Here is a 20636-nt window from a genome sequence, read left to right as displayed (position 1 = left end):
ACTTCATATTTGAGTTGCGTTTCGGCATACATCTTTTTCAGGCGGGCATTTTCCTTCTCCAGCTCTTTCATCCGAGCCATGAGCGAAACATCCATGCCGCCATATTTTGCCCGCCATTTATAAAACGTGGCGCTGCTTATGCCGTGTTCGCGGCAAAGCTCGGTCACGGGGATCCCATTCTCGGCCTGCCTCAAAATTCCCAAAATCTGGCTGTCGGAAAATCTGGACGCTTTCATGTAAAATCTCCGTTCGGGTCAGTATCGGAAATTCTACCCATAAACGCTACTTCTTTTTGGGAGGATTACCCGGTTACCATATTCGCGGTGATGATGTTCTGAGTTTCCTTTGCGCCACTCCTGGGAGTTTTTCCCTTTGGAGTTGACCACCTTTATGGCGGTGCTCCGTAGGGCTTTCACAAGCAAGTGAAGCTCCCACGGGTAACCGCTCCAAAACACGGCAACGCGAAAACAAGAAAGCACAGGGGAAAGGCCCGTGCCAGAATGAGCGGGAATGACCGTCCGGCGCGGAAGCGAGTACGGGCGGAACGCCCGGCGAAGCTGCACAAGACGGAAGGGAAAGAAAGCTAACGATGGCGCAGGCCTTGCGCGTTCACGCGCACCCCTGTCGGTAAAAGTGGCCCGCTTTCCGACAGGGAATGCGGGCCACTTTCATAAGCTACAGTTCAAAGGTGGCGATGAATGCCATAATGGCCTTGTCCACCGTAAGTGCGGCCACAATAAGCGCCTTATGCTTCCGCGTTGACGGATTCGACAGGTCGGGGACGCGGACTTTTTCAAGCTCCGCCTCTGTCATAGCATACATCAAGCTGACAAGTTCTTTGGCTTTTTCTTCAAATTCCCGGATCGACCGCTGTTCGGCAGAGTTCATAATTTCTCTCCCATGAGTTTCGGCAGTCCGCTGGCTTACCCTCGATCCGGCCGGTAGGCATACTCCGGGTTGACTGTCAGATTGCAGCCGTCGCTGAAAGCGCTGTAAATCTTCCGAACATCAACCAGGGTTGTGCGTCGAAGATGTACGTCCTCAGTTTGCCATTGTTCCGTGGTTCGCGGGCAACAGCCCGGCCCGGCCGGGAAAGAGTCCCCGCGCTCTTCACAAACGAGCGCCCGATTTATGAAGAAATTCCTCTTAATTTATTGGCTATTTGGCATTTTTACCAAATATACTTTCTAAAAAAAGTGAAACAGAGAACTATTCCACTGTCTTCTTGTCCTGAATTATGCAACATAAGTCAAGCCGGGTAAGACAGCTTTTGCCATATATACGATATAGCATATCTAATTAATGCAACTACATTCTTATACTCAATCCCTGTTTTCCGTTTGCCGTACAAGACAATGGCGAAATTGAGCAATGATGGTTTTCAATCTTGACAAGAGAAATTCAAGTGGCTATTTTGCTGAAAAGCCAAGGATGAAAACATGGACCGGTACAAAAAGTATATCTCGGAACAAGCCAAGATTTTTAAGGCGCTTGGTCATCCGAGCCGCCTGCTCATGGTGGATGCCCTGCGAGACGGTGAAAAGTGCGTCTGCGATCTGCAAGCTCTGGTAGGGGACGATATGTCCACTGTTTCCAAGCATCTCTCCGTACTCCGGGAAGCGGGGGTGGTTTTCACTGAAAAAAGAGGGACAAACATCTATTACCGCCTTGCTCTCTGTTGTCTGGACACCTTTCTGTCCTGCACCGGAGAAATCGTGGAAAAGCGTGTCCTTTCGCAAATGGACATGCTGAACAAAGGGTAATTTTTTTACTCGTAATATTGGCAATTTTGCCAATAAAGAAAATTTAAGAGGTTAGCAAGATGTCAAAATGCTGTGCGGGCGTACCAGAAGAAAAACAGGTTTTACCTCCCTCGGTTCAGTGCGCTTGTCAAAAGTCCGAAGCGCCGCAATCCCCTTCCATCCCGTCGCAAGTGAACAAGACGCGATATTTCGGGATCGGCATTGCTGCTCTGGTGCTGTGGAGTGCGGTCTATTCCGTCATTGTGCCGCTTTCGCAATGGCTGACCTATGATCTTTTTTCCATCGACAAAGGCACTCCATTGGGGGATTCCGTCGAGTTCTTTTTCTATGACACGGCAAAGATTCTCTTGTTGCTCGTTCTTATGGTTTACGTCATCGGCTGGCTGCGGGCCGCGATGCACGTTGAACGGGTCCGGGACTATTTGGCGGGAAAAGGCCGGGGAATCGGCTACTTTTTAGGCGCGGGCTTCGGGGCTATCACGCCGTTCTGTTCCTGTTCCAGCATTCCTTTGTTCCTGGGGTTCACCACGGCCCGTATTCCCTTGGGCATAACTATGTCCTTTCTCATCACCTCGCCGTTAATCAATGAAATCGCCGTGGTCCTGCTGTGGGGACTGCTGGGTTGGAAGTTTACGATCATTTATGTGGTGGTGGGCATGTTTGCGGGCATTGTGGGCGGGATCATCATGGACGCGCTCCGTGCGGAACGTTGGCTGCAACCCTTTTTGCTGGACGCCATGAAGAATGCGTCCACCAGAGAAGCCGCTGTGGAAGCGGGCGAAGCTCCCAAGATGGGCCTCATGGAACGCCATGCGTTCGCCTACTCTGAAACGAGCAGTATTTTCAAAAAGGTCTGGCTGTGGGTCATCATCGGCGTGGGCCTTGGCGCGTTACTTCATGGCTATGTGCCGCAGGAATGGTTCACGGAAAACCTGGGAGCCGGTCAATGGTGGTCCGTCCCGGTGGCCGTGGCTATCGGCATTCCGCTGTATACCAATGTCACGGGTATTATTCCGATTATGGAAAGCCTGCTGCTCAAGGGACTGCCTCTGGGCACGACGCTGGCCTTCTGCATGAGCACGGTAGCGGCGAGTCTGCCGGAAGTGCTCATGCTCAAACAGGTCATGCGCTGGAAGCTTTTGGCCCTCTTCTTGGGCATGTTGCTGGTTATATTCACGGTAGTGGGCTGGCTGTTCAATATCCTCCAAACACAAATCTTTTAGCCGAAAGAGGGTCGTCATGTTGATCAAAGTTCTCGGTCCCGGTTGCGCCAAGTGCAAAGAAGCGGAAAACGTCGTCAATGCCGCCGTGCAGGATGCGGGAAGTGCCGCCACGGTTGAAAAGGTCACGGACCTGAAAGAAATGATGGCGCTCGGCGTTATGTCCACGCCCGCCGTGGTCATCGACAACAACGTCATGTGTACTGGCCGTGTGCCTTCCAAGTCCGAAGTCATGGGTTGGATCGCTACGCCGGACGCTCATGCTTCCGCTCATTCGACTTCCACCGGCTGCTGTTGCGGCGGCAAGTGCTAACCGTGAACGGGGCGGTGTACCCGCCCCGTTATTGCCATTGGAGGGGAGTATGAGCCAATCCACCTTACAAAAGTTATCTTTTCTGGATCGCTATCTGACGCTGTGGATATTTTTCGCCATGTTTATAGGTGTGATGCTCGGATGGGCCGCGCCGGGCGTCAGAAGTGTGATCAACTTTTTCCAGGTCGGCACCACAAACATTCCTATCGCTATCGGGCTTATCGTCATGATGTACCCGCCCTTGGCGAAGGTGAAATATGAAGAACTCGGCAAGGTTTTCAGAAATAAAAAAATTCTTCTGCTGTCTTTGACGCAAAACTGGATCATCGGTCCCGCTCTTATGTTTCTGCTGGCCGTGACGTTTCTTTCCGGTCATCAGGAATATATGATAGGGCTTATCCTCATCGGGCTGGCCCGTTGCATAGCAATGGTGATTATCTGGAACGACCTTGCGGGCGGGGACCGTGAATACTGCGCCGGTTTGGTGGCGTTCAATTCCATTTTTCAGGTGCTGTTCTTCTCTGTGTACGCTTATGTATTCATTACAGTGTTGCCCGGATGGCTCGGCATGTCAGGCGCTGTAGTGGATATAAGCATGGGGCAGATAGCCGAGAGCGTTTTTATTTATCTCGGCATTCCGTTCCTGGGCGGGATTCTTTCCCGGCTTTATGGACTTAAGGTCAAGGGACTGGACTGGTACGAAAATATTTTTATCCCCCGCGTCAGCCCGTGGGCGTTACGCGCGTTGCTGTTCACCATTCTGGTGATGTTCTCCCTCAAAGGGGATTACATTGTGCAACTGCCGTTTGACGTGCTCCGGGTGGCCATTCCGTTGCTCGTGTATTTCATTTTCATGTTTCTGTTATCCTTTTATCTTTCCTGGAAGGCCGGAGCCAATTACGAACAGTCGGCAACACTCTCTTTTACAGCGGCTTCCAACAATTTCGAGCTTGCCATTGCCGTGGCTATCGCGGTGTTCGGCTTGAACTCCGGGCAGGCGTTTGTGGCCGTTATCGGCCCGCTGGTGGAAGTGCCGGTGCTGATCGGGCTGGTCAATGTGTCCTTATGGATCAAAAGACGCTGGTATGCGTCATAGGAAGCAATGACGATGGATAGTACCCAAAAAGAAGAAATGCGGGCGAAAGTCCGCCAAGGTTATGCCGGTATCGCTTTGGGTTCCACGCAATCATGTTGTGGAAGTGGGCAAGGCTGTTGCTCAAGCGCCAATGCGGGAACCTTGGCCGCAAGTCTGGGATATTCGGAAGACGACATTAACGACTTGCCGGAAGGCGTCAATATGGGCCTTTCCTGCGGCAATCCCTTGGCCCTGGCCTCTCTGAAAGAAGGGGACGTGGTTCTGGACCTGGGATCGGGCGGCGGCTTCGATGTGTTTCAGGCAGGCCCGCGAGTCGGGAAATCCGGCCGGGTCATCGGCGTGGATATGACGGCGGAAATGCTTCACAAGGCGCGGAACGCCTGCGTATGGTATCGGGAACATTCCGGTCTTGATAACGTCGAGTTTCGCTTGGGTGAAATCGAACATTTGCCGGTGGCCGACAACTCCGTGGATGTGGTTCTGTCAAATTGCGTAATCAACCTTTCCCCCGACAAGCCGCAAGTCTGGAAGGAAATTTTCCGTGTGTTGCGGTCCGGCGGCAAGGTTTCCGTATCTGATATTGTGCTGCTGGAAGAACTCCCGGAAAACGTGATGGATTCCGTTGCGGCCCTGGTCGGTTGCATATCCGGGGCCATTCTCTTGGAAGAAACGAAAAACATTCTTAAGGAATGCGGCTTTATTCATATCTCTTTGGATAAGAAGTCCGGCTACATCGAAGCTATGGAATCGGGCGACGATCCTCTGTACGCGAAAATCCGTCAATCGCTTCCCCCGGAAAAGACGCTCCACGATGTTATGACCAGCGCCATCGTTTCCGCGCAAAAACCATAGCCTGTTTGAAGTTGCACGATGCTCTTCTGTATCATTTTCATCCAACCGACACAGAGATGGTTAAAAATGATACAGAAGGGTGAAACATAAATATAATATTTTAAGCATGTTATAGTGGCATATATATTGCTATATTGCCAAATAACAAATAATAGACTTTATCTACGGAGTCATCATGAAGACAATTCTTTTCCTCTGCACGGGTAATTCCTGTCGCAGTCAAATGGCCGAAGGCTGGACGCGGAAGCTGTGGCCACAATTGCAAGTTCACTCGGCGGGGTCTGCTCCGGCCCGTGAAGTGGACTACTTGGCCGTACAGGCTATGGCGGAAAAGGGGATAATGATTTCCACGTACCTCCCCAAAAGTCTCCTGGATTTGCCGCCCGTCGATTTTGATCTGGTCGTTACGCTCTGCGGAGACGCGGCGGAAAATTGCCCTTATTTTCCCGGTGGAGCAAAAATTGAGCATCACGGATTTGACGATCCGCCAAGACTGGCGAAAAACGCCAAAACCGAGGAAGAGGCTTTGACATACTACCGACGAGTACGTGATGAGATAGCCGACTTTGTGGGCAACCTTCCCCAAGCCCACCCTGAATTATTTTCAGAACAAGCCTAGCCGGTTTTGTTCTGCCCTAACTTTTTAAAACACTCTAGCACTTTATCAGGAGCAACCATGTTCAAGCGTTCGCTGTTGTTTTCCACTTTTGTCCTCATGTTGTCTTTTTCCGCCGCCTATGCCGCGCCGGAACAAATTCCTGTTCCCAATACGGTGACAATGCTTGATTTAGGGGCAAAAAGCTGTGTTCCATGCAAAATGATGGCTCCTGTTCTGGAAAAAGTCGGCAAATACTATGAAGGCAAAGCCTCCATATTGTTTGTTGATGTTTGGGAAAATCCAAACATGAAATCTGAATACGGGATACAAGCCATACCGACACAAATTTTCTATGACAAAAAAGGAAATGAGCGGGAACGCCATACAGGTTTCTTAGATGAGGCGAGTATAAAAACAAAAATTGATGCTCTGCTTGCAGAATAAACTGTTTAGGCAGGCACACAGGGAAAAGCTACGCAAGTTGCTTTTCCCATATTTATTCTCTCACGCTTTACCTGGGGCAAATACGTGTTTAACCAGTTTTTACTGACCATCAATATGTGGATGACTGATACCTTTGCGCTAGCGGTTCTCGGTTGCTTTCTATGGGGTATGGTCAGCGTATTGTTCAGTCCGTGTCATCTGGCCTCCATCCCGCTCATGGTGGGCTACGTGGCTGGCCAGGGGCACGAGATTCAAGGGAGAGAAGCGGCGGGATATGCTGGCGTGTTCAGCCTGGGGTTATTCCTCTCCATCGCCGTGGTGGGCGTGATCTGTTCGTTGCTCGGCCGCATGTTGGGGGATATTTCCCCCTTATGGGGGGTGCCGGTGGGGGTCTTGCTGGTCTGGCTCGGCCTAGACCTCATGGGCGTTGCCAAGTGCCGCCTGCCGGGCAAGACCCTGAGCGGATTCACCATGCGGGGGTATCGGGGGGCCTTTATCCTGGGTGGTTCCTACGGCATTTTATCCGGGGCATGCACATTCGGCTTCATCGCGCCCATTCTGGCCATTATCACCGTACAACAGAGAGTTGTCGAAGGGATAGCCTTGATCCTGTTTTTCGCTTTGGGGCATTGCCTGCCCATTGTTCTGGCGGGAAGTTCCGTGGCGCTGAGTCAGCGGCTTGTGGAAGCCAAAGGAATGCGTCTTGCGACTCAATGGGGGAGAAAGCTGGCCGGACTGCTGGTGATCGGCATCGGTCTGTATTTCGCCGTCTCTCCATTCATAGTCTGAGAGACTTTTCTATGCGGGAACTCGGCGGATGTTTTCTTACCGTCCGCCACGTTCCCGCGCTCTTTCTTTTCCGAGAGAAAAACCGTTTTCCTCCATGACAATGCGTAGCCCCCATTTGCTTTGAGCGTAGCGTTTTGCCGCTTCCCGCGCCGTCGCGTCCCCTGCGGAAAACAGCACCGTCTTACCTGTATCGCGCACGGTGCCCCCGGTGGGAATGGTGAAAATCACCACGCCTTTTCCATCTACCCGGCATGTGATTCCGTCGAACATGCAGGGGGTGTTTTCTCCATGCCGCTGGCGCTCCTCCGCTACAAGCCGTTCCATACGCAGCGCGGCCAACAGGCGCGTCTTGCCTTTGCCGCTCACGCCCGGCGCTTCTTGCGCGTTCCTTTCCCTGGTTGCAAACTGCGCCCGTAGGGAGGCAACATCCGGGGGCCGCTGTTCTCTTTCCGGCTCGGCCCCTCCTGCGTGTGAACGCAACATGGACAGAGCCGTTTCGTTGCCCTGTTCCGTCTTCCATTGTAAAAAAGCGGTCCATGACGCATAGGGAATCTCCCGACGAACCTCCTGCCGGGGCTCCTGAAACGACAGCCGGGCGTTCGCCTTTTCCTCGGCTTCGCGTTTGCGGGCAATGGCGATCAGATTGCGCCGGTTGCGCTTGGCGATGTTCAGCCGGTCAAGCTCATTCCGCTTTACTTCCCATTTGCGACGGATGGCGTCCAGAGTCGCATCCTCCTTTTCTTTCAGCGTTTGCAGACAGGCTATGCGGTTTTCAATTCCCCGCTTGTACTCTTGGAACAATTCTCCCCGGTGCGGTCCCCGGCAGAGTGTTGCGGCTTCATAGCGGTCCTGCCCGGTGAAGCGTTCCGGTGCCAGGGGCGGAACGAACGGCCCGAACCGGCTTTGCAATTTTTTCAGGGAAAACCCCTTGGCCACGTCGCTGGCCTTGGCCGCTCTGTTAGCGTTTTTGCTGTGACGGTCCCGAACAATCAGGCCATTGGCGCGGGGCCGGATTTCCAGTCCGTAACGGGCAAAAGCGGCATGGACTTCCTCCCATGTTCCGGCTCCGGCAAGGGCCGCTTGCAGGTCCTCCGCATGGCTCTTGGCATAGGACACGAAAGATTGCTGGCCGCTGTGCGCTTCCATCGCGGCGGCTTTGTCATTGATCCGGTCCTTTCCGAGTTGCTCCCGGCCGTTGTCAATATGCAGGCCGTATTCACGTTCCAGTTCCCGGCATAGCTTGTCCCGTATCCAGTAATCGCGGAACTCTTTGTGTACGGTGTATGTGCCCGGATGGATCATATTGTAGGCGACGTGCATATGGATATTGGCGGTATCCCGATGTACGCCGCAATGCCGTTGGTGCTCGGCATACCCCAAGGCGGCGGCAAAACGCCGCTCTATGTCCTGAAAGACTTCGGGCGCAAGTCGAGTCTCGTCTTCGGGCCGGAAGCTCACAAGCAAGTGATAGGTCTTCGCGCCCTGGGCGCGGGTGTTGCAATCTTGAACATCCGCCACTTCCGCGACGCCTTCCGCGTAATCTTCACCGCCAAGACAGCCCGCGCACCACGCCATAAGACATTTTTCCCCACCATGCCCAGCGTCGGCAATGTACGCGGCAAGACGGGGATAGCGATCATGCGTCGGGTTTATGGGGATGCGTCGGCTGATCATCTTTCAATCCTGGCGATAGCCGCTTGCAGTTCCCGCTGCCGGGCGTCAAGTTCATGTAAAAGCCGGTGAACCGTGCTCCTGTCCGCGCCGCTGGCCAACGCCTGTTTAATCAGGCCGCCAAGCCGCGCCAGCTCACCTTTCAAGCGCCGGAGTTCCAGCCGGGCTTCCTGGTGTTCCAGACTTGGCACGGAAAAGCCAAGGCATACCCGTTTGCTGAACGTCGAAAGAGACAATCCGGCCTTGCGGGCGCTGGCCAGAACAACGTCGTATTCCTCCGGCGTCAGATAGGTTTTGAGCGCCAGTTTTTTGCTCGGCATGAAAACGCTCCTTGCCCGTGGGTGAACCAGGTTCCGACCGGGACGCATAATAACGGTACACGCGCCACGCATAGCGCCTGCCGCGTTCGGCGTCCGGTGAATGGTATTTGCCCACGGCCCGCCAATTGTAGCCGTGGCGGGCAATCTCCTGGGCCAGTATCCAGGTTCCCCACTTCTTGTTTATGTCCGGGTTCAACAATGACGCGGGAGAAATACCGTAGCGGCGTATCCACCAACGGTTGATCTGCATCAGCCCCACGTCATAGGAAGCGCCCGCCCGTTCTGCCGCCGTTATGATGTGCTCTGCCTCCTCCCGACTGACCGGATAAAAATCACGTCCCGCCACGTTCACAGCCCACGGATTCAGGCTTGATTCCTGACGGGCCACGGATTCCACCAGACGGGCGGGGATATGGGTGCCCTCATCCGGGGGCAAAGCCGCATCCGCGCCGCTGGCCGGAGAAACCGCCAGAAGCAAACGGAGAATCCCGGCGCAAAGCGCCATGCCTTTTTTCATTGAAGTTCTGCCTTGTTTTGTGTTGAGCCGAAGGCGAATAAGCACAGCCCCGCAGGGCAGGACGGGAAGAGAACCGCCGCAAGGTGGGCCTACTTCCCTTGTCCTGCCCTCCAAAGCGGATACAGCATAGCACAAGGAAAGATGCCGTGAGATATAGAACGGCGCAATTTCCCTTCTTTTATTATGCGATATGACAGTTTCATTCGGCATATTAGAGAGTGATAATAACTATAGTAAGAGTTCAAATGATGTACTTTGCATCATCATGGAATATTATTCTGTGAAAACAGAAAAAGCGGCCGGGAAATGAAATCACCCGTCTTCATGGTCGCCGCTGTCAGTCCTCGGCGGCTGGACCATTCCCATGCGGCGCAAAATATCCCCGGTAGCTGTCGGCCCTTGTTGTCTGTTGTTTATTGTGCCGTCTTCATAGGCTTGGGGCATGGGATCAAAATCCGGTTTCCGTTGCAGAATACTTTCCAGATAACCGCCCGGATTCTGCGGCTGTCTGTCCTCCAGGTGGCTTACAATATGCCGCGCCCTGTCTGACCCCGGCATGATCCCATGCCGACGAAACACGCCCGCCACTTGGTAGGACAGACTCGCTCCCGGCGGTGTATTTTTGTCTTTTTTTCTTCTGTTATCTGTCTCTGTCTGTGCTCCAAAGTGACTCCCGACCAGCTCAGGAGTCACTTTGGAGTTTTGGCGCACTCTCCTTGTCCATTCATCTTGTAATTGCAAAAGGATAGATGCTTTTACCAGTCGCCGGAACCGCACATTTTCTGTCTGAATAATTGTGTGCTGTTGTAGAATTTCGATCAGTTTTTGAAATTTCTGACTTGAAACACCGCATACATATTTCCATTCCTGCAAGGAAAGGCATAATTCCGGCTCCCCGTTGCCGTCCCACGCTTCCGCTATGCGTTCCAGCAAAAGCCACGCCGCGCCGTACCCTGCCGGACCGAGTATGTCCCTCAGTTCCAGCATGGCGGCGTGGCGCGAAAAAGTGCTTGGATGTTTAATCCAACGCACGGCGGGGCCTATCTATCCTCGGCGGCGTATTCGGGATCGCTCAACTTCTTCACCAGAGCGGCAATGTCCTCGGCCTTCCATGCGGTTGTGCGGGGGCCAAGTTTTACGGGTTTTGGAAAGCGGCCAGTCTTGCAGCCTTCCCACCATGCGCTTTTACTGATGGGAACCACTTCAAGCACCTGCCAGAGCCGCATAAATCCAGTATGAGGGATTACTGTAGACATAAAAACACCTCCGTAAAATAGTGTTTACGGAGGTGTAGCACGGTCTTTTTGCGAAACGTGAGGAAATTACTTCCTGTTTTCAGCAAAAAACATTTTTTTATAGTCTATATGACGATTTTTATCTGTTACTGTCCTGTGCCCCAGTGTTTTCCCGCAATTCATCCAGATAATCCGCCCATTCCTGCATCATTTTCACACGCTCTTCCCAATACAGTGCGCGATTATACGCGCGGCGAACGCTGTTTCCATCCACATGAGCCAATTGGGCTTCTATAACATCAGGAGCCCACCCGCGTTCATTGAGAAGCGTCGAGGCCATAGCCCGAAAACCGTGTCCGCACATTTCGCCCTGAGCATAGCCCAAACGGCGGAGAGCGGCGTTGACCGTGTTGTCCGACATGGGACGGGCCGCGCTTCTCATGCTCGGAAAGAGGAAGCGGCCGCGTCCAGTGAGAGGAAACAAGGCTTCAAGAATGCTCATACTCTGGCTGGCAAGGGGAACACGATGTTCCCGCCGCATTTTCATTTTTTCGGGGGGGATTATCCAAATCTTCCCGGCAAGGTCAAACTCCGTCCATTCCGCTTGCCTGAGTTCTCCGGGCCGCACAAATACGAGAGGGGCAAGACGAAGGGCGGCTTTGACGACTTCGGAACCCGTATAGCCTTCCAGAGAGCGGAGGAGCCCCCCGACTTCGGAGGGGGTGACGATGGCGGGCATGTTTTTTGATATGGCCGGGGCCAACGCGCCTTTGAGGTCGGCCGTGGCGTCTCGCTCGGCCCGTCCGGTGGCCACGGCGTACCGGCATACGCAACCGCACTCCTGAAGAACGCGATGCGCCGTTTCAATCGCGCCGCGCTCCTCAATTTTGCGGAGCGACAACAGGATTTGAGGCGCGGTCAGAATGCCGATATGAATTTTACCGATATATGGGAACATATTCTGCTCAAGGCGTAACAGCACTCGTTCCCCGTGCTTGGGCGTCCACTTGCTTTTATTGCGCTCGAACCATTCACGGGCAATGGCCTCGAAAGAATCCCCGCCGCCTGTCTGGGCTGCCGCCACGGCTTTCTTCATCTGGCCGGGGTCAATCCCTTGCTCAAGGGATGCTTTCGCCTTCTGCGCTTTCTCCCGCGCCTCTTTCAAGCCAATCTGGGGGTAACGTCCTATGGTCAGTGTTTGTTCTTTACCCCCAAAGCGGTACTTGAGCCTCCATGTTTTCCCGCCAGCAGGGGAGACGGCAAGATACAATCCGCCGCCGTCAAAAAGTTTCAGATTTTTATCTGTTGGGGGTAAAGCCCGGATTTTGGCGTCTGACAAGGGCATAATGGCCTCCGAAGTTGGGGGTAAAACTTTCTCGCGCTTTCAATTTACCCCCATTTTTACCCCCATTCGTGTTTGATGACAACGGATGTTCACGGACTTCCAAGGACACCAAAAAGGCCATAAATCCTTTGTGTTATTAGGATTTACGGCCTTCTTTGGACTGACTTGGACAGTAAAAAAGTTTATAATGGTGGAGGCGGGGGGAGTCGAACCCCCGTCCGCGGACATTCCACGCGAAGCATCTACAGGCTTAGGTCAGGAATAAATTTCACCGCCCTGGTGGCCCCTGACCAGGCGCAAGACGGCAATCCCGCCGGTAACCTCCTCGCGGAAAACCCCGGTGGGCACCGGTCTCCGCCAGCCTGATACATGTCGCCGCGCAGGGTTATCAGGCGTGGCCCCGCACAGCGTGACCGCCTAAGCGGTCGTTGCCTCGCTGTTATTAGGCAGCGTAAGCGTAGTCGTAATCGTTGTTGGCAATTACTTTTGTTGCCGCTTTTTACGAGGCCAGCGGCGCCTCGGCCTGCCGCTCCGGCTTCCACGTCCCCGTCGAAACCAGTGCGCCCCCTTAATGGGTCGGGATGAAGATAAGCCTCCGCGCGCCGTTTGGCAAGAGCGCAGAATGCATCGGCGACGCTATCGGGCCGCCTCAGCGCAGATAAAAGTGCGAAAGCGAGCCCTTAAGGCACATCTGGTAGCGGCCCAGCAGGGCGGTGTTGTCCGCCACAACGGCGGCCAGGTTGTTTCCTTCTCCGGTGTAGGCCTGCGAGGTGACCTCCATGCCGTGGGCCAGCACGGCCAGGCGGGCCATTTCATGGAACAGATCGCCCAGGTACGGGCATGCCTCAAAAAGCGCGCGCAGCCCGGCGGCCTCGTCTTCCTCGCCTTCCACCAACACTGTATTGCCTGCGGCCGGGGAAAGGCGCAGCCGCCCCTGCGGCGCAAGGCCGCGGCCCTGCATCTTTCTGCTGAGCTGGGCAATAAAATCGTCCTGCAGCGCCTCCAGACGGGCTTCCACGGCAGGCAGCACCAGGGGATAAATGCGGGAGAGGCTGTCCAACGCGCGCCGGGCTGCCGGGTCCAGCGGCGGCGGGGCAGGGAGGGGCGCACCGTCGTCCGCCGCGGCAACGGCGGGCAGATGGCGCAGATGGAGCATAGTTTGGATTTGATTCTGACTGTCGGTCGTCACACGCGCCCCCTTGACGGCTTACGCCCCTCGGATGTCCTGACGCCCGTTGCCGCGCCTTTGCAGTCTTCTGCAAGCGGCGAAAAATGCCGGGCCAAGCTGTTTGCTCCTGATAAAGCAAGATGGGTGCCAGAACCGGGAGGGGCGCGTGGGGGGCGGATTTTCTAGAGAAAATCAAAAATCCGTCAGCTTAGGGGGAAGAGGCTGGGCAAGACCTGCCGCCTGGGCAGCGCAATCATCGGCGGCCTGTCGGCCAGGGCGCAGGCCGAACGCCAGAACGGCCCGGTCAAATGCGCCCGCCGATGCGACGGCCGACGGCGCTTTTATGCTGTATACTAGAATAAAAAACAACAGGTAACGTCATCAGAGCAAAGATTTTGAAGGATGGGTGGCGCGGGGGAAGAGAACTTTTGAGCGCGGTCCTCTTCGTCCACAGCATCCCTCGCGCAACGCGAAGCGCGAAGCTGAATAATGTCTCTTCCCCCATAAATTTTTTTCCTCTGGAGACCTTATCCAGCCGCCTCCAGGCTGCGGGCCAGGGCTTCGCCCTGGGGGCCGCCGCCGGCCATGCGGGCGAGCTCCGCGTGGCGGGCCTGTTTTTCCAGGGGCGTGCAGAGGGTAAAGGTTGCGCCTTCGCGCACGGTTTTGACGATCTGAAAGTGCTTGCGGGCCCGCACGGCCAGTTGCGGCCAGTGGGTGATGAGCAGCATCTGGCGTTTTTCCGCCAGGGCGGAGAGTTTTTCCGCCAGTTTGTTGAGGGTCAGCCCGCCCACGCCCGCGTCCACTTCGTCAAAAATAAAGATGGCGTTTTCCGTTTCGTCCTGGCGCACGCTGGCCAGGGCCAGCAGAAAGCGGGAAAGCTCGCCGCCGGAGGCGATCTTGTCCAGCGGCTGGGGGGGCTGGCCGGGGTTGGGGGCCCAGAGGATGCGGCCGCGCTCGTCCTCAAGGCCGGGCCAGACCTCCTGGGGCGCAAAATCCGCCAGCACGCGCACCTGATCGGAAAAACCCAGGCCGCGCAGCTCTTCTTCCAGGCGCTGGACCGTGGCGGCGGCCGCCTCCCTGCGCGCGGGGCGCAGCCGCTCCAGCACGGCGCGCAGGCGGGCGGCGAGGGCGGCCTCCTCCGCATCCAGGCGGTGCAGGTCCAGGGTGCAGACGTCGAGGAAGGAAAGGTTCTGGGCGATTTCTTCCTGCAGGGCCAGAATTTCCGGCAGGGTACGGTGCAGCTTGCGCTTGAGCTGGGCCAGGACAAAAAGGCGCTCTTCCACCTTGTCCACGTCGGGCAGGTCGTTGTCCGCCGGGCCGCGGCGCAGGCGGCGGGCCAGATCCGTCAGCTGCTCGCGCAGGGCTGCGGCAGCCTCAGCAGTGGCGACGCAGTTTTCGTCCTCCTCGGCCAGGCGCTCCAGGAGTTTTTCCAGCCGCACGAGCTGATCCAGCAGGCCTTCGCCTTCGCCGCCGTGGAGCAGGGCCAGGGCCTGATCGCGATCCTCCCGCCGCCGTTCTGTGGCGCGGACTTTGGCGCGCAGGGCCTCCAGCCGTTCCTCTTCGCCCGGTTCCGGGGCCGCCTTGGCGATTTCCTGCTGCTGCATTTCCAGCAGTTCCCGCCGTTCGGCCAGATCGGCCTGCTTCCGGCGCAGGGCCTCCCGCCGGGCAGCCACCTCGCGCAGCTGCTCCAGCAGGGCGTCGCGTTGCGAGAGCAGCTCCGGATCGGCCAGGCCGTGTTCCAGCAGGCGAGCCTGCACGGCGGGCTGCAGGAGCTTTTGCTGGGCGTGCTGGCTGGTGTGGCTGACCAGGCGGCCGCGCAGCTCACGCAGGCTGTCCTGGGAGCGCAGGCTATCGTTGACGTACAGGCGGCTGCGGCCACTTTCGGCCAAAAGCTCGCGCCGCAGAATAAGATCCTGATCCGGCAGGCTGAACAGGGCCTCAACCTGGGCGCGCTCCGCGCCGGGGCGCACCATATCCGCCGTGAGCTTGTCCCCCAGGAGAAAGCCGAGGGCTTTGAGGATAAAACTTTTGCCGGCCCCGGTTTCGCCGGTCAGCACGTTCATGCCGGGGGCAAATTCCAGCTCCATGTCCTCAATGAGGGCGAGGTTGCGAATGCGCAGGTATTCCAGCATGGCAGATTCCGCGGGCTTGCCGTTGGTTGCTCAAGTATTGCTTTAACGTTTATGCCGCCGCGCCGTCAGCGCCGCAGGCGCGGGTCGCTCAGGTCGCGCAGGCTTTCGCCCAGAAGGTTGTAGCCCAGCACCGTAACCAGGATGGCCAGCCCAGGATAAACGGAAAGCCAGGGGGCTGTCTCAATGACGGACTTGCCGTCCATGAGCATGTTGCCCCAGCTGGCCGTGGGGGGCTGCACGCCCAGGCCCAGAAAGCTCAGGCTCGATTCCACCAGAATGGCCCCGGCCACGCCCAGGGTGGCGGTGATGAGCACCGGGGCAAGGGCATTGGGCAAAATGTGGCGCAGCAGAATGCGCCAGGTGGGCGTGCCCGCCAGCCGGGCCGCATCCACAAATTCGCGTTGGCGCAGGCTCAGGGCCTCGGCCCGCACCAGGCGAGTGACGCCCATCCAGGAGGTAAGCCCGATAACGACCATGATATTGGTAAGGCTGGGCTCCAGAAAGGCAATGACCGCCAGGATGAGAAAAAAAGACGGAAAGCAGAGCATGATATCCACGGCGCGCATGACCACCTCGTCCACCCAGCCGCGAAAATAGCCGCTGATGAGGCCCAGCGCCGCGCCGATGCTAACAGAAATGCCCACGGCCACAAAACCCACCCAAAGAGAGATGCGCCCGCCGTAAAGCAGGCGGGAAAAGACGTCCCGCCCCAGGCGGTCCGTGCCCAGCCAGAACCGCGCGGAGGGCGGCTCCAGAATGTGCCCCAGGTGCAGGGCGTCCGGATCAAAAGGGGCCAGCCAGGGGGCCAGAAGGGCAGCCAGGGACATGCCCAGCACCAGCAGAAGCCCCAGAAGCAGCATGCCGTTGCGGCCCAGCAGTCTTTTGACGGCGGCGGGGCACATCAGCGGTTGTCCTTGGCGCTGCGGATGCGCGGATCAGCCAGGCCGTAGCAGAAGTCGGCCAGCAGGTTGCCCGCCAGGGTAAGCACCGCGCCCAGCACCAGGTTGCCCATAATCATGGTGTAATCGCGGGCCATGACGGCGGCGTAAAAAAGCTGTCCCAGGCCGGGCAGGGCAAAGATGGACTCAATAATCACGCTGCCGCCGATGAGCCCAGGCACGGAAAGGCCCAGCAGGGTGATGACCGGCAAAAGGGCGTTGCGCAGGGCGTGGCGCAGAACCACGGCCGTGGGGCTGAGGCCCTTGGCCCGTGCGGTGAGGATGTAGTCCTGCCGCAGCACCTCCAGCATGCAGGCCCGCATGTAGCGGGACATGCCTGCAAGCCCGCCCACGGTATAGACGGCAATGGGCAGGGCCAGGTGACGGCTGAGATCGCAGAAGCGCTCCCAGCCGTTCATCTGGGCGTAATTCATGGACGTGAGGCCGGAGATAGGCAGCCACTGCAGATCAATGCCGAAAAAAAGCATCAGCAGCAGCGCCAGCCAGAAGGAGGGCATGGCAAAGCCCAGAAAAACCAGCACGGTCACCGTGCGGTCCAGCAGGGAATTGCGGCGGCAGGCGGAAATGATGCCCACGGGGATGGCGATGGCCAGGGTGAGCAGCAGAGAAACCACGTTCATGCCCACAGTGAGGGGCAGGCGCTCCAGAATCTTGGTCAGCACCGGCCTGCCGTCTGCGGACATGGAGTTGCCAAAGTCCAGATGCAGCAGGCGCACCAGCCAATCCCCATACTGCACATACAGGGGGCGGTTCAGCCCGTAGAGGGCTTCCAGGCGCTGGCGGGCGGCGGCCCCGGCCAGAGGGTTGAGGGTGGTTTCCATATCCGTGGGCGAACCGGGGGCCAGGTGGATGACCCAGAAGCTGATGACCGTAATGCCCCAGAGCACCAGAAGCATCCAGAGGCTTTTCCGGAGCGCGTTGCGGGCGAGGTCGCCCCAGGCGGCGCGGCCGCGGGCGGAAGGGGAGGGCAGGGCGCTCATGGGCCGGGGCTACTCCGTGCGGGTCATCCACTGGCGCATTTCGGCCACTTCCTTGAGCCATGCCGGCGAAAGGCGCAGGCGCAGAAAGCGGGCGTAGAGCGCGTCCAGCAGACCGGTGCAGATTTCCATCAGGGCGATTTTTTCCAGCAGCAGGGCGTCGGGGTCGTCGTCGGCATCGCTGGTGTCAATTTTGGGCGTGCGCAGGCTGTTGAGGCAAAAGTCCTCAGCCTTAAGGCTGACCTGAAAGGCCAGCTCCTCCTTTTCCAGGCGCACCAGGGCGCGGCTGACCTTTTTGCCCGTGCCCAGGCCGAAGCGGGCCTCGCGCAAGGGGGAAAGGGATCCGGAAACCGCAGCGGTTTCGCGGGCCTCGCCTTCGCCGCCTTCCACGACGATGCGCTGCTCCATAGAGACCGCAAAAGGCGCGCCCTGGGCATCCGTAAAACCGCCGGGGGCCGTATCGCTCTGGTACCAGAGCCAGGTCAGAAACTCCCGTCCCAGAATGCTGTCCGGAGATTCCGCGGCATAGGCTGTACTCATGTAATGTATCTCCCGTTAGTTCTGGGGCGCGAATTGGGTGGCTTCCAGCTGGTCCAGGCGGATGAGGCTGTCTTCATCCAGCAGGCTGGCCGCCAGATTGTAAGGGGTCAGCTGCTCCAGGTGCAGCGCAAAGGTCTTGAGAAATTCTTCCATAAAAAGCTCTAGCATCTTGCCCTGAGTGGAGGCGAACCAGACCTCGTTTTTGTCCGTGGCCCAGAGCACGTTAAATTCCGCCGGCACGGGCAAAAAACGCTGCCGCAGGCGCAGCATGACCTGCTCCTTGAGCTCTTTTTTGCGCTCGCGGGCAATAAAGGTCTTGCCCTGGTCGCGCAGGCGGTTTTTCTCTTCTTTCAGGGCCAGGGCCAGGTGCTTTTTGATGACCCCGGCGGGGATGCGGCGCGTATCCAGGCGCAGGGAAAAAACCAGGTAAGCCCCTTTGTGGGGCGTGGCCGTGGTCCACTGCGTGTCCAGCATGTCTTCGTAGCTGACCCAGCCGCAGGCCTGCGGCTCCGGGATATTGTCGATATCCTGCATGGCAAACTGCTTGAGCTTGTCCGGAATCTGCGGCCAGAGCTCGGCAGGCACGGGATCCAGAATGCGGAAGCGGGTAAAACTGCACGCGCTGTTGGCAAAGCCCATGAACGTACCTCGGTGTAAAACGTTGGCCTGTGTTGTACGTCAGAGCCGCTTCAGGAGCAAGCCCACGGCCGGACTGCCGAAGGGTCGGAACCGCGCCTGGGGGAGCAAAGGCCCCGGAGGACTTCCTTTGCGCGCCGGTCAGCGCGAGCGTCGGCGCTGTGCCGGAACGCGCCGCGCGGACAGCCGGCAGCAACAAGCCGCAGATTTTGGGGCTGGAACGCCAGCCCCAAAAGGCCGCCGATGCGGCAAGCCCAGGCGGCATTTCCCCGCAGCGACGGCGGCCTGGGGAAAACAAAAAACGGACCTTGCGCCTGGGGCGCGTAGCGGCCCGAAAGGGGACCATTCCGGGGTTCTACGCGGCCCCTTTTGCTCGGTTCAAAATGTCCCATAATGATAATTATGTAAACTTTTGAATCCCGAAAACAAGCTGAGCTCAGAATTTGAGCCCTGTCCGATGCCGCACCAGCCGCAAGAAAACACGTTGCGCGACCAGCACCTGGGCCCATGCCCCTTGGCAGATTAGCGTGGCAAATATGCATGTTCAAAGTTTTACGACACGCTCGTTCCGCGGCGCTTGCCGGCGCGGATGCCATGCCGTCCCTTGTTCCCTCAGGTTTGAGCTTCCCGGCTTGACGCCCGGCGGCGCTTCGCGCACCATGCGGGCTGTGTCCGTCAAGTCCGCACGCGGACGATGGTTTTTTGCGAAGACGCGCCTTGCATTTTGCGGGCAAGCCCCAAGGAGGCCTCATGGGCAGTGAGCATCGGGATCAGGACAAAAACAGGCCCCGTCCAGCGCGACCTGCCGCAAAACCTTCCCCGCAGGCGAACCTTGTCGCAGGCCCCCAGGAGGCCCCTGCGGGCGCGCAAAGGCTGAACAAAGCCATTGCAGCCAGCGGCCTGTGTTCGCGGCGCAAGGCGGATGCGCTCATCCTGGCGGGCCGGGTCTGCGTCAACGGTCAGCCGGAACCCAACCCTGGCCGCCAGGTGGGCCCGGAAGACACGCTCAGTGTGGATGGCAGGCCTCTCGCCGCCCCACAGAACTACGCCTATGTGCTGCTGCACAAGCCCGTACAGGTGGTTTGCACGGCGCATGACCCTCAAGGCCGCCCCACAGTGCTGGACTGCCTGCCGGAACAATGGCGGGACTTGCGGCTTTATCCTGTAGGAAGGCTGGACTATTTTTCCGAAGGCCTGCTGCTGCTGACCAACGACGGCGCACTGGCCCAGCGCCTGTGCCACCCCAGCCACCACCAGCCCAAGAGCTATGAGGTTCTGGTGCGCGGCACAGTGCCGCCGGAAGCTCTTGAAACCATGCGCCGCGGCATGCACCTGGCCGAAGGCGAAAAACTCGCGCCGGTCACGGTGACGGCCGCGCCCCATCCCAAAGGCATGTTGCTGCAGATGGAACTGCATCAGGGCCTCAACCGCCAGATCCGGCGCATGTGCCGTGACCTGGGGCTGACCATCCTGCGGCTGCGCCGGGTGGCTCAGGGGCCGCTCCGCCTGGGGGATCTGCCATCGGGTGCGGCCAGAGAACTCACCCCCGATGAGGTGACGGCGCTGCGCCGCAGCGTGGGGCTTGCATAAAGCCCCCTCCCCCCTTCCGCCCAGAAACGTTCCGTACGCCGCCTGCCCCAGCATTGCAGCAATCCCTTAAAGCAGATCAACGTTGAGAATATACATTCTCAAAGGTTAAGGCACGGCAGCGCAAAGTTTAAGCCCCGCTCGTTTCGGCGGATAACGTACGGTATTTTTCGCACATTTAAAAAATGGAAGTAGCCCGCCAAGTTGGTTAGGCTTTGGTTAAGCAAAACCACCCAAGCAACAAGGAGGGCTACGGATGAAAGGTATCAAGGAGCTTGAGAAAAAGAAAGTTCCGGTTATCGCAGTGGATGAGCAGGAATTACGGTCACATGTGTCCGAGGTTGTCCGGCAGAGCGTTGAAGAAACGCTGAACGGTCTGCTGGATGCCGAAGCGGAAGCATTGTGCCAGGCCAAGCGCTATGAACGCAATGCACAGCGGGCCAGCACTCGTGCTGGTTATTATGGGCGGTCTTT

23 protein-coding genes, 1 other RNA gene and 1 pseudogene are annotated in these 20636 nt (G+C 57.5%); 10 read left to right on the top strand and 15 right to left on the bottom strand.

Annotated elements, in window-relative coordinates:
• Together BLS55_RS11390 and BLS55_RS11385 are read right to left on the bottom strand one after the other, a co-directional pair.
• The coding region (locus BLS55_RS11390; RefSeq protein WP_143339566.1) for a transposase at nt 1-236 on the bottom strand (236 nt) is incomplete at its 3' end.
• A gap of 439 nt (nt 237-675) precedes the next feature.
• A complete protein-coding gene (locus tag BLS55_RS11385; protein WP_092155306.1) occupies nt 676-888 on the bottom strand; it encodes a hypothetical protein in 213 nt (70 codons plus the stop codon).
• A gap of 551 nt (nt 889-1439) precedes the next feature.
• On the opposite strand from BLS55_RS11385, the gene BLS55_RS11380 reads away from it, so the two are divergent.
• The 8 genes from BLS55_RS11380 (at nt 1440) to BLS55_RS11345 (ending at nt 7075) form a co-directional block, all read left to right on the top strand.
• Complete coding sequence (locus tag BLS55_RS11380; RefSeq protein ID WP_092155304.1) at nt 1440-1763, top strand: ArsR/SmtB family transcription factor; 324 nt, start codon at nt 1440-1442, stop codon at nt 1761-1763.
• Nucleotides 1764-1933: 170 nt separating this feature from the next.
• A complete protein-coding gene (locus tag BLS55_RS11375) occupies nt 1934-2986 on the top strand; it encodes a permease (RefSeq protein ID WP_227327197.1) in 1053 nt (350 codons plus the stop codon).
• Between the two features lie 16 nt (nt 2987-3002).
• Nucleotides 3003-3296, top strand: coding sequence for a thioredoxin family protein (locus tag BLS55_RS11370; protein ID WP_092155300.1), 294 nt, complete (start codon nt 3003-3005; stop codon nt 3294-3296).
• A gap of 49 nt (nt 3297-3345) precedes the next feature.
• Nucleotides 3346-4392, top strand: coding sequence for an ACR3 family arsenite efflux transporter (arsB, locus tag BLS55_RS11365; RefSeq protein ID WP_092155298.1), 1047 nt, complete (start codon nt 3346-3348; stop codon nt 4390-4392).
• Between the two features lie 6 nt (nt 4393-4398).
• Nucleotides 4399-5244: an arsenite methyltransferase gene (gene arsM, locus BLS55_RS11360; RefSeq protein ID WP_218970747.1), complete on the top strand. Its 846-nt coding sequence runs from the start codon at nt 4399-4401 to the stop codon at nt 5242-5244.
• 175 nt (nt 5245-5419) lie between these two features.
• A complete protein-coding gene (locus BLS55_RS11355) occupies nt 5420-5863 on the top strand; it encodes an arsenate reductase ArsC (protein WP_092155294.1) in 444 nt (147 codons plus the stop codon).
• Nucleotides 5864-5920: 57 nt separating this feature from the next.
• Entirely contained in the window at nt 5921-6286 is a 366-nt protein-coding gene (locus BLS55_RS11350; protein ID WP_092155292.1) for a thioredoxin family protein, read from the top strand.
• Nucleotides 6287-6370: 84 nt separating this feature from the next.
• A complete protein-coding gene (locus BLS55_RS11345) occupies nt 6371-7075 on the top strand; it encodes a cytochrome c biogenesis CcdA family protein (RefSeq protein ID WP_092155290.1) in 705 nt (234 codons plus the stop codon).
• Nucleotides 7076-7111: 36 nt separating this feature from the next.
• Here the strand turns inward: BLS55_RS11345 and traI are convergent, their stop codons facing one another.
• From traI to rdgC, 13 genes and pseudogenes are all read right to left on the bottom strand, one after another.
• A complete protein-coding gene (traI, locus tag BLS55_RS11340) occupies nt 7112-8749 on the bottom strand; it encodes a TraI/MobA(P) family conjugative relaxase (RefSeq protein ID WP_092155288.1) in 1638 nt (545 codons plus the stop codon).
• Nucleotides 8746-8991 (bottom strand): annotated as a pseudogene (locus BLS55_RS12420) (plasmid mobilization protein); the annotation flags it as partial. The gene traI and the pseudogene BLS55_RS12420, both read right to left, overlap by 4 nt.
• Nucleotides 8882-9583: a lytic transglycosylase domain-containing protein gene (locus BLS55_RS11335; RefSeq protein ID WP_257243237.1), complete on the bottom strand. Its 702-nt coding sequence runs from the start codon at nt 9581-9583 to the stop codon at nt 8882-8884. The pseudogene BLS55_RS12420 and the gene BLS55_RS11335, both read right to left, overlap by 110 nt.
• A gap of 312 nt (nt 9584-9895) precedes the next feature.
• Nucleotides 9896-10570, bottom strand: a complete 675-nt coding sequence (locus BLS55_RS11330) for a hypothetical protein (protein WP_257243236.1) — start codon at nt 10568-10570, stop codon at nt 9896-9898.
• A 53-nt stretch (nt 10571-10623) separates the two neighbouring features.
• Nucleotides 10624-10839, bottom strand: a complete 216-nt coding sequence (locus BLS55_RS11325) for a helix-turn-helix transcriptional regulator (RefSeq protein WP_092155284.1) — start codon at nt 10837-10839, stop codon at nt 10624-10626.
• A 118-nt stretch (nt 10840-10957) separates the two neighbouring features.
• Nucleotides 10958-12163, bottom strand: a complete 1206-nt coding sequence (locus BLS55_RS11320; protein ID WP_092155282.1) for a tyrosine-type recombinase/integrase — start codon at nt 12161-12163, stop codon at nt 10958-10960.
• 188 nt (nt 12164-12351) lie between these two features.
• Nucleotides 12352-12731, bottom strand: a transfer-messenger RNA (tmRNA) gene (gene ssrA, locus BLS55_RS11315).
• Nucleotides 12732-12812: 81 nt separating this feature from the next.
• The gene (locus tag BLS55_RS11310; protein WP_092155280.1) at nt 12813-13319 is read right to left on the bottom strand and encodes a hypothetical protein; all 507 of its coding nucleotides are present in this window, start codon (nt 13317-13319) and stop codon (nt 12813-12815) included.
• Between the two features lie 539 nt (nt 13320-13858).
• Nucleotides 13859-15463, bottom strand: a complete 1605-nt coding sequence (locus BLS55_RS11305) for a DNA repair protein RecN (protein ID WP_092155278.1) — start codon at nt 15461-15463, stop codon at nt 13859-13861.
• Nucleotides 15464-15528: 65 nt separating this feature from the next.
• Entirely contained in the window at nt 15529-16365 is an 837-nt protein-coding gene (locus tag BLS55_RS11300) for an ABC transporter permease (RefSeq protein ID WP_092155276.1), read from the bottom strand.
• Complete coding sequence (locus BLS55_RS11295) at nt 16365-17402, bottom strand: ABC transporter permease (protein ID WP_092155274.1); 1038 nt, start codon at nt 17400-17402, stop codon at nt 16365-16367. The genes BLS55_RS11300 and BLS55_RS11295 overlap by 1 nt, the downstream gene beginning before the upstream one ends.
• A 9-nt stretch (nt 17403-17411) precedes the next feature.
• Nucleotides 17412-17939, bottom strand: coding sequence for a hypothetical protein (locus BLS55_RS11290; protein ID WP_092155272.1), 528 nt, complete (start codon nt 17937-17939; stop codon nt 17412-17414).
• Between the two features lie 15 nt (nt 17940-17954).
• Nucleotides 17955-18578: a recombination-associated protein RdgC gene (rdgC, locus tag BLS55_RS11285; protein ID WP_092155270.1), complete on the bottom strand. Its 624-nt coding sequence runs from the start codon at nt 18576-18578 to the stop codon at nt 17955-17957.
• 747 nt (nt 18579-19325) lie between these two features.
• On the opposite strand from rdgC, the gene BLS55_RS11280 reads away from it, so the two are divergent.
• Together BLS55_RS11280 and BLS55_RS11275 are read left to right on the top strand one after the other, a co-directional pair.
• Nucleotides 19326-20165: a pseudouridine synthase gene (locus tag BLS55_RS11280; RefSeq protein WP_092155268.1), complete on the top strand. Its 840-nt coding sequence runs from the start codon at nt 19326-19328 to the stop codon at nt 20163-20165.
• Nucleotides 20166-20418: 253 nt separating this feature from the next.
• Nucleotides 20419-20636, top strand: a 218-nt coding sequence (locus BLS55_RS11275) for a transposase (RefSeq protein WP_180365464.1), incomplete at its 3' end; no start/stop codon positions are given.

Origin of the sequence: Desulfovibrio legallii (assembly GCF_900102485.1) — a bacterium.
Classification (GTDB): domain Bacteria; phylum Desulfobacterota; class Desulfovibrionia; order Desulfovibrionales; family Desulfovibrionaceae; genus Desulfovibrio; species Desulfovibrio legallii_A.
This window is presented reverse-complemented; position numbering and strand designations above follow the sequence as displayed.

What these genes read in the sequence shown, in the direction of transcription:
- BLS55_RS11310 (WP_092155280.1), bottom strand. Translation starts at nt 13,319, where the DNA reads ATGCTCCATCTGCGCCATCTGCCCGCCGTTGCCGCGGCGGACGACGGT.
- BLS55_RS11385 (WP_092155306.1), bottom strand. Translation starts at nt 888, where the DNA reads ATGAACTCTGCCGAACAGCGGTCGATCCGGGAATTTGAAGAAAAAGCC.
- BLS55_RS11305 (WP_092155278.1), bottom strand. Translation starts at nt 15,463, where the DNA reads ATGCTGGAATACCTGCGCATTCGCAACCTCGCCCTCATTGAGGACATG.
- BLS55_RS11355 (WP_092155294.1), top strand. Translation starts at nt 5,420, where the DNA reads ATGAAGACAATTCTTTTCCTCTGCACGGGTAATTCCTGTCGCAGTCAA.
- arsM (WP_218970747.1), top strand. Translation starts at nt 4,399, where the DNA reads ATGACGATGGATAGTACCCAAAAAGAAGAAATGCGGGCGAAAGTCCGC.
- traI (WP_092155288.1), bottom strand. Translation starts at nt 8,749, where the DNA reads ATGATCAGCCGACGCATCCCCATAAACCCGACGCATGATCGCTATCCC.
- BLS55_RS11370 (WP_092155300.1), top strand. Translation starts at nt 3,003, where the DNA reads ATGTTGATCAAAGTTCTCGGTCCCGGTTGCGCCAAGTGCAAAGAAGCG.
- BLS55_RS11280 (WP_092155268.1), top strand. Translation starts at nt 19,326, where the DNA reads ATGGGCAGTGAGCATCGGGATCAGGACAAAAACAGGCCCCGTCCAGCG.
- BLS55_RS11300 (WP_092155276.1), bottom strand. Translation starts at nt 16,365, where the DNA reads ATGTGCCCCGCCGCCGTCAAAAGACTGCTGGGCCGCAACGGCATGCTG.
- BLS55_RS11380 (WP_092155304.1), top strand. Translation starts at nt 1,440, where the DNA reads ATGGACCGGTACAAAAAGTATATCTCGGAACAAGCCAAGATTTTTAAG.
- arsB (WP_092155298.1), top strand. Translation starts at nt 3,346, where the DNA reads ATGAGCCAATCCACCTTACAAAAGTTATCTTTTCTGGATCGCTATCTG.
- BLS55_RS11335 (WP_257243237.1), bottom strand. Translation starts at nt 9,583, where the DNA reads ATGAAAAAAGGCATGGCGCTTTGCGCCGGGATTCTCCGTTTGCTTCTG.
- BLS55_RS11320 (WP_092155282.1), bottom strand. Translation starts at nt 12,163, where the DNA reads ATGCCCTTGTCAGACGCCAAAATCCGGGCTTTACCCCCAACAGATAAA.
- rdgC (WP_092155270.1), bottom strand. Translation starts at nt 18,578, where the DNA reads ATGGGCTTTGCCAACAGCGCGTGCAGTTTTACCCGCTTCCGCATTCTG.
- BLS55_RS11325 (WP_092155284.1), bottom strand. Translation starts at nt 10,839, where the DNA reads ATGTCTACAGTAATCCCTCATACTGGATTTATGCGGCTCTGGCAGGTG.
- BLS55_RS11290 (WP_092155272.1), bottom strand. Translation starts at nt 17,939, where the DNA reads ATGAGTACAGCCTATGCCGCGGAATCTCCGGACAGCATTCTGGGACGG.
- BLS55_RS11330 (WP_257243236.1), bottom strand. Translation starts at nt 10,570, where the DNA reads ATGCTGGAACTGAGGGACATACTCGGTCCGGCAGGGTACGGCGCGGCG.
- BLS55_RS11350 (WP_092155292.1), top strand. Translation starts at nt 5,921, where the DNA reads ATGTTCAAGCGTTCGCTGTTGTTTTCCACTTTTGTCCTCATGTTGTCT.
- BLS55_RS11295 (WP_092155274.1), bottom strand. Translation starts at nt 17,402, where the DNA reads ATGAGCGCCCTGCCCTCCCCTTCCGCCCGCGGCCGCGCCGCCTGGGGC.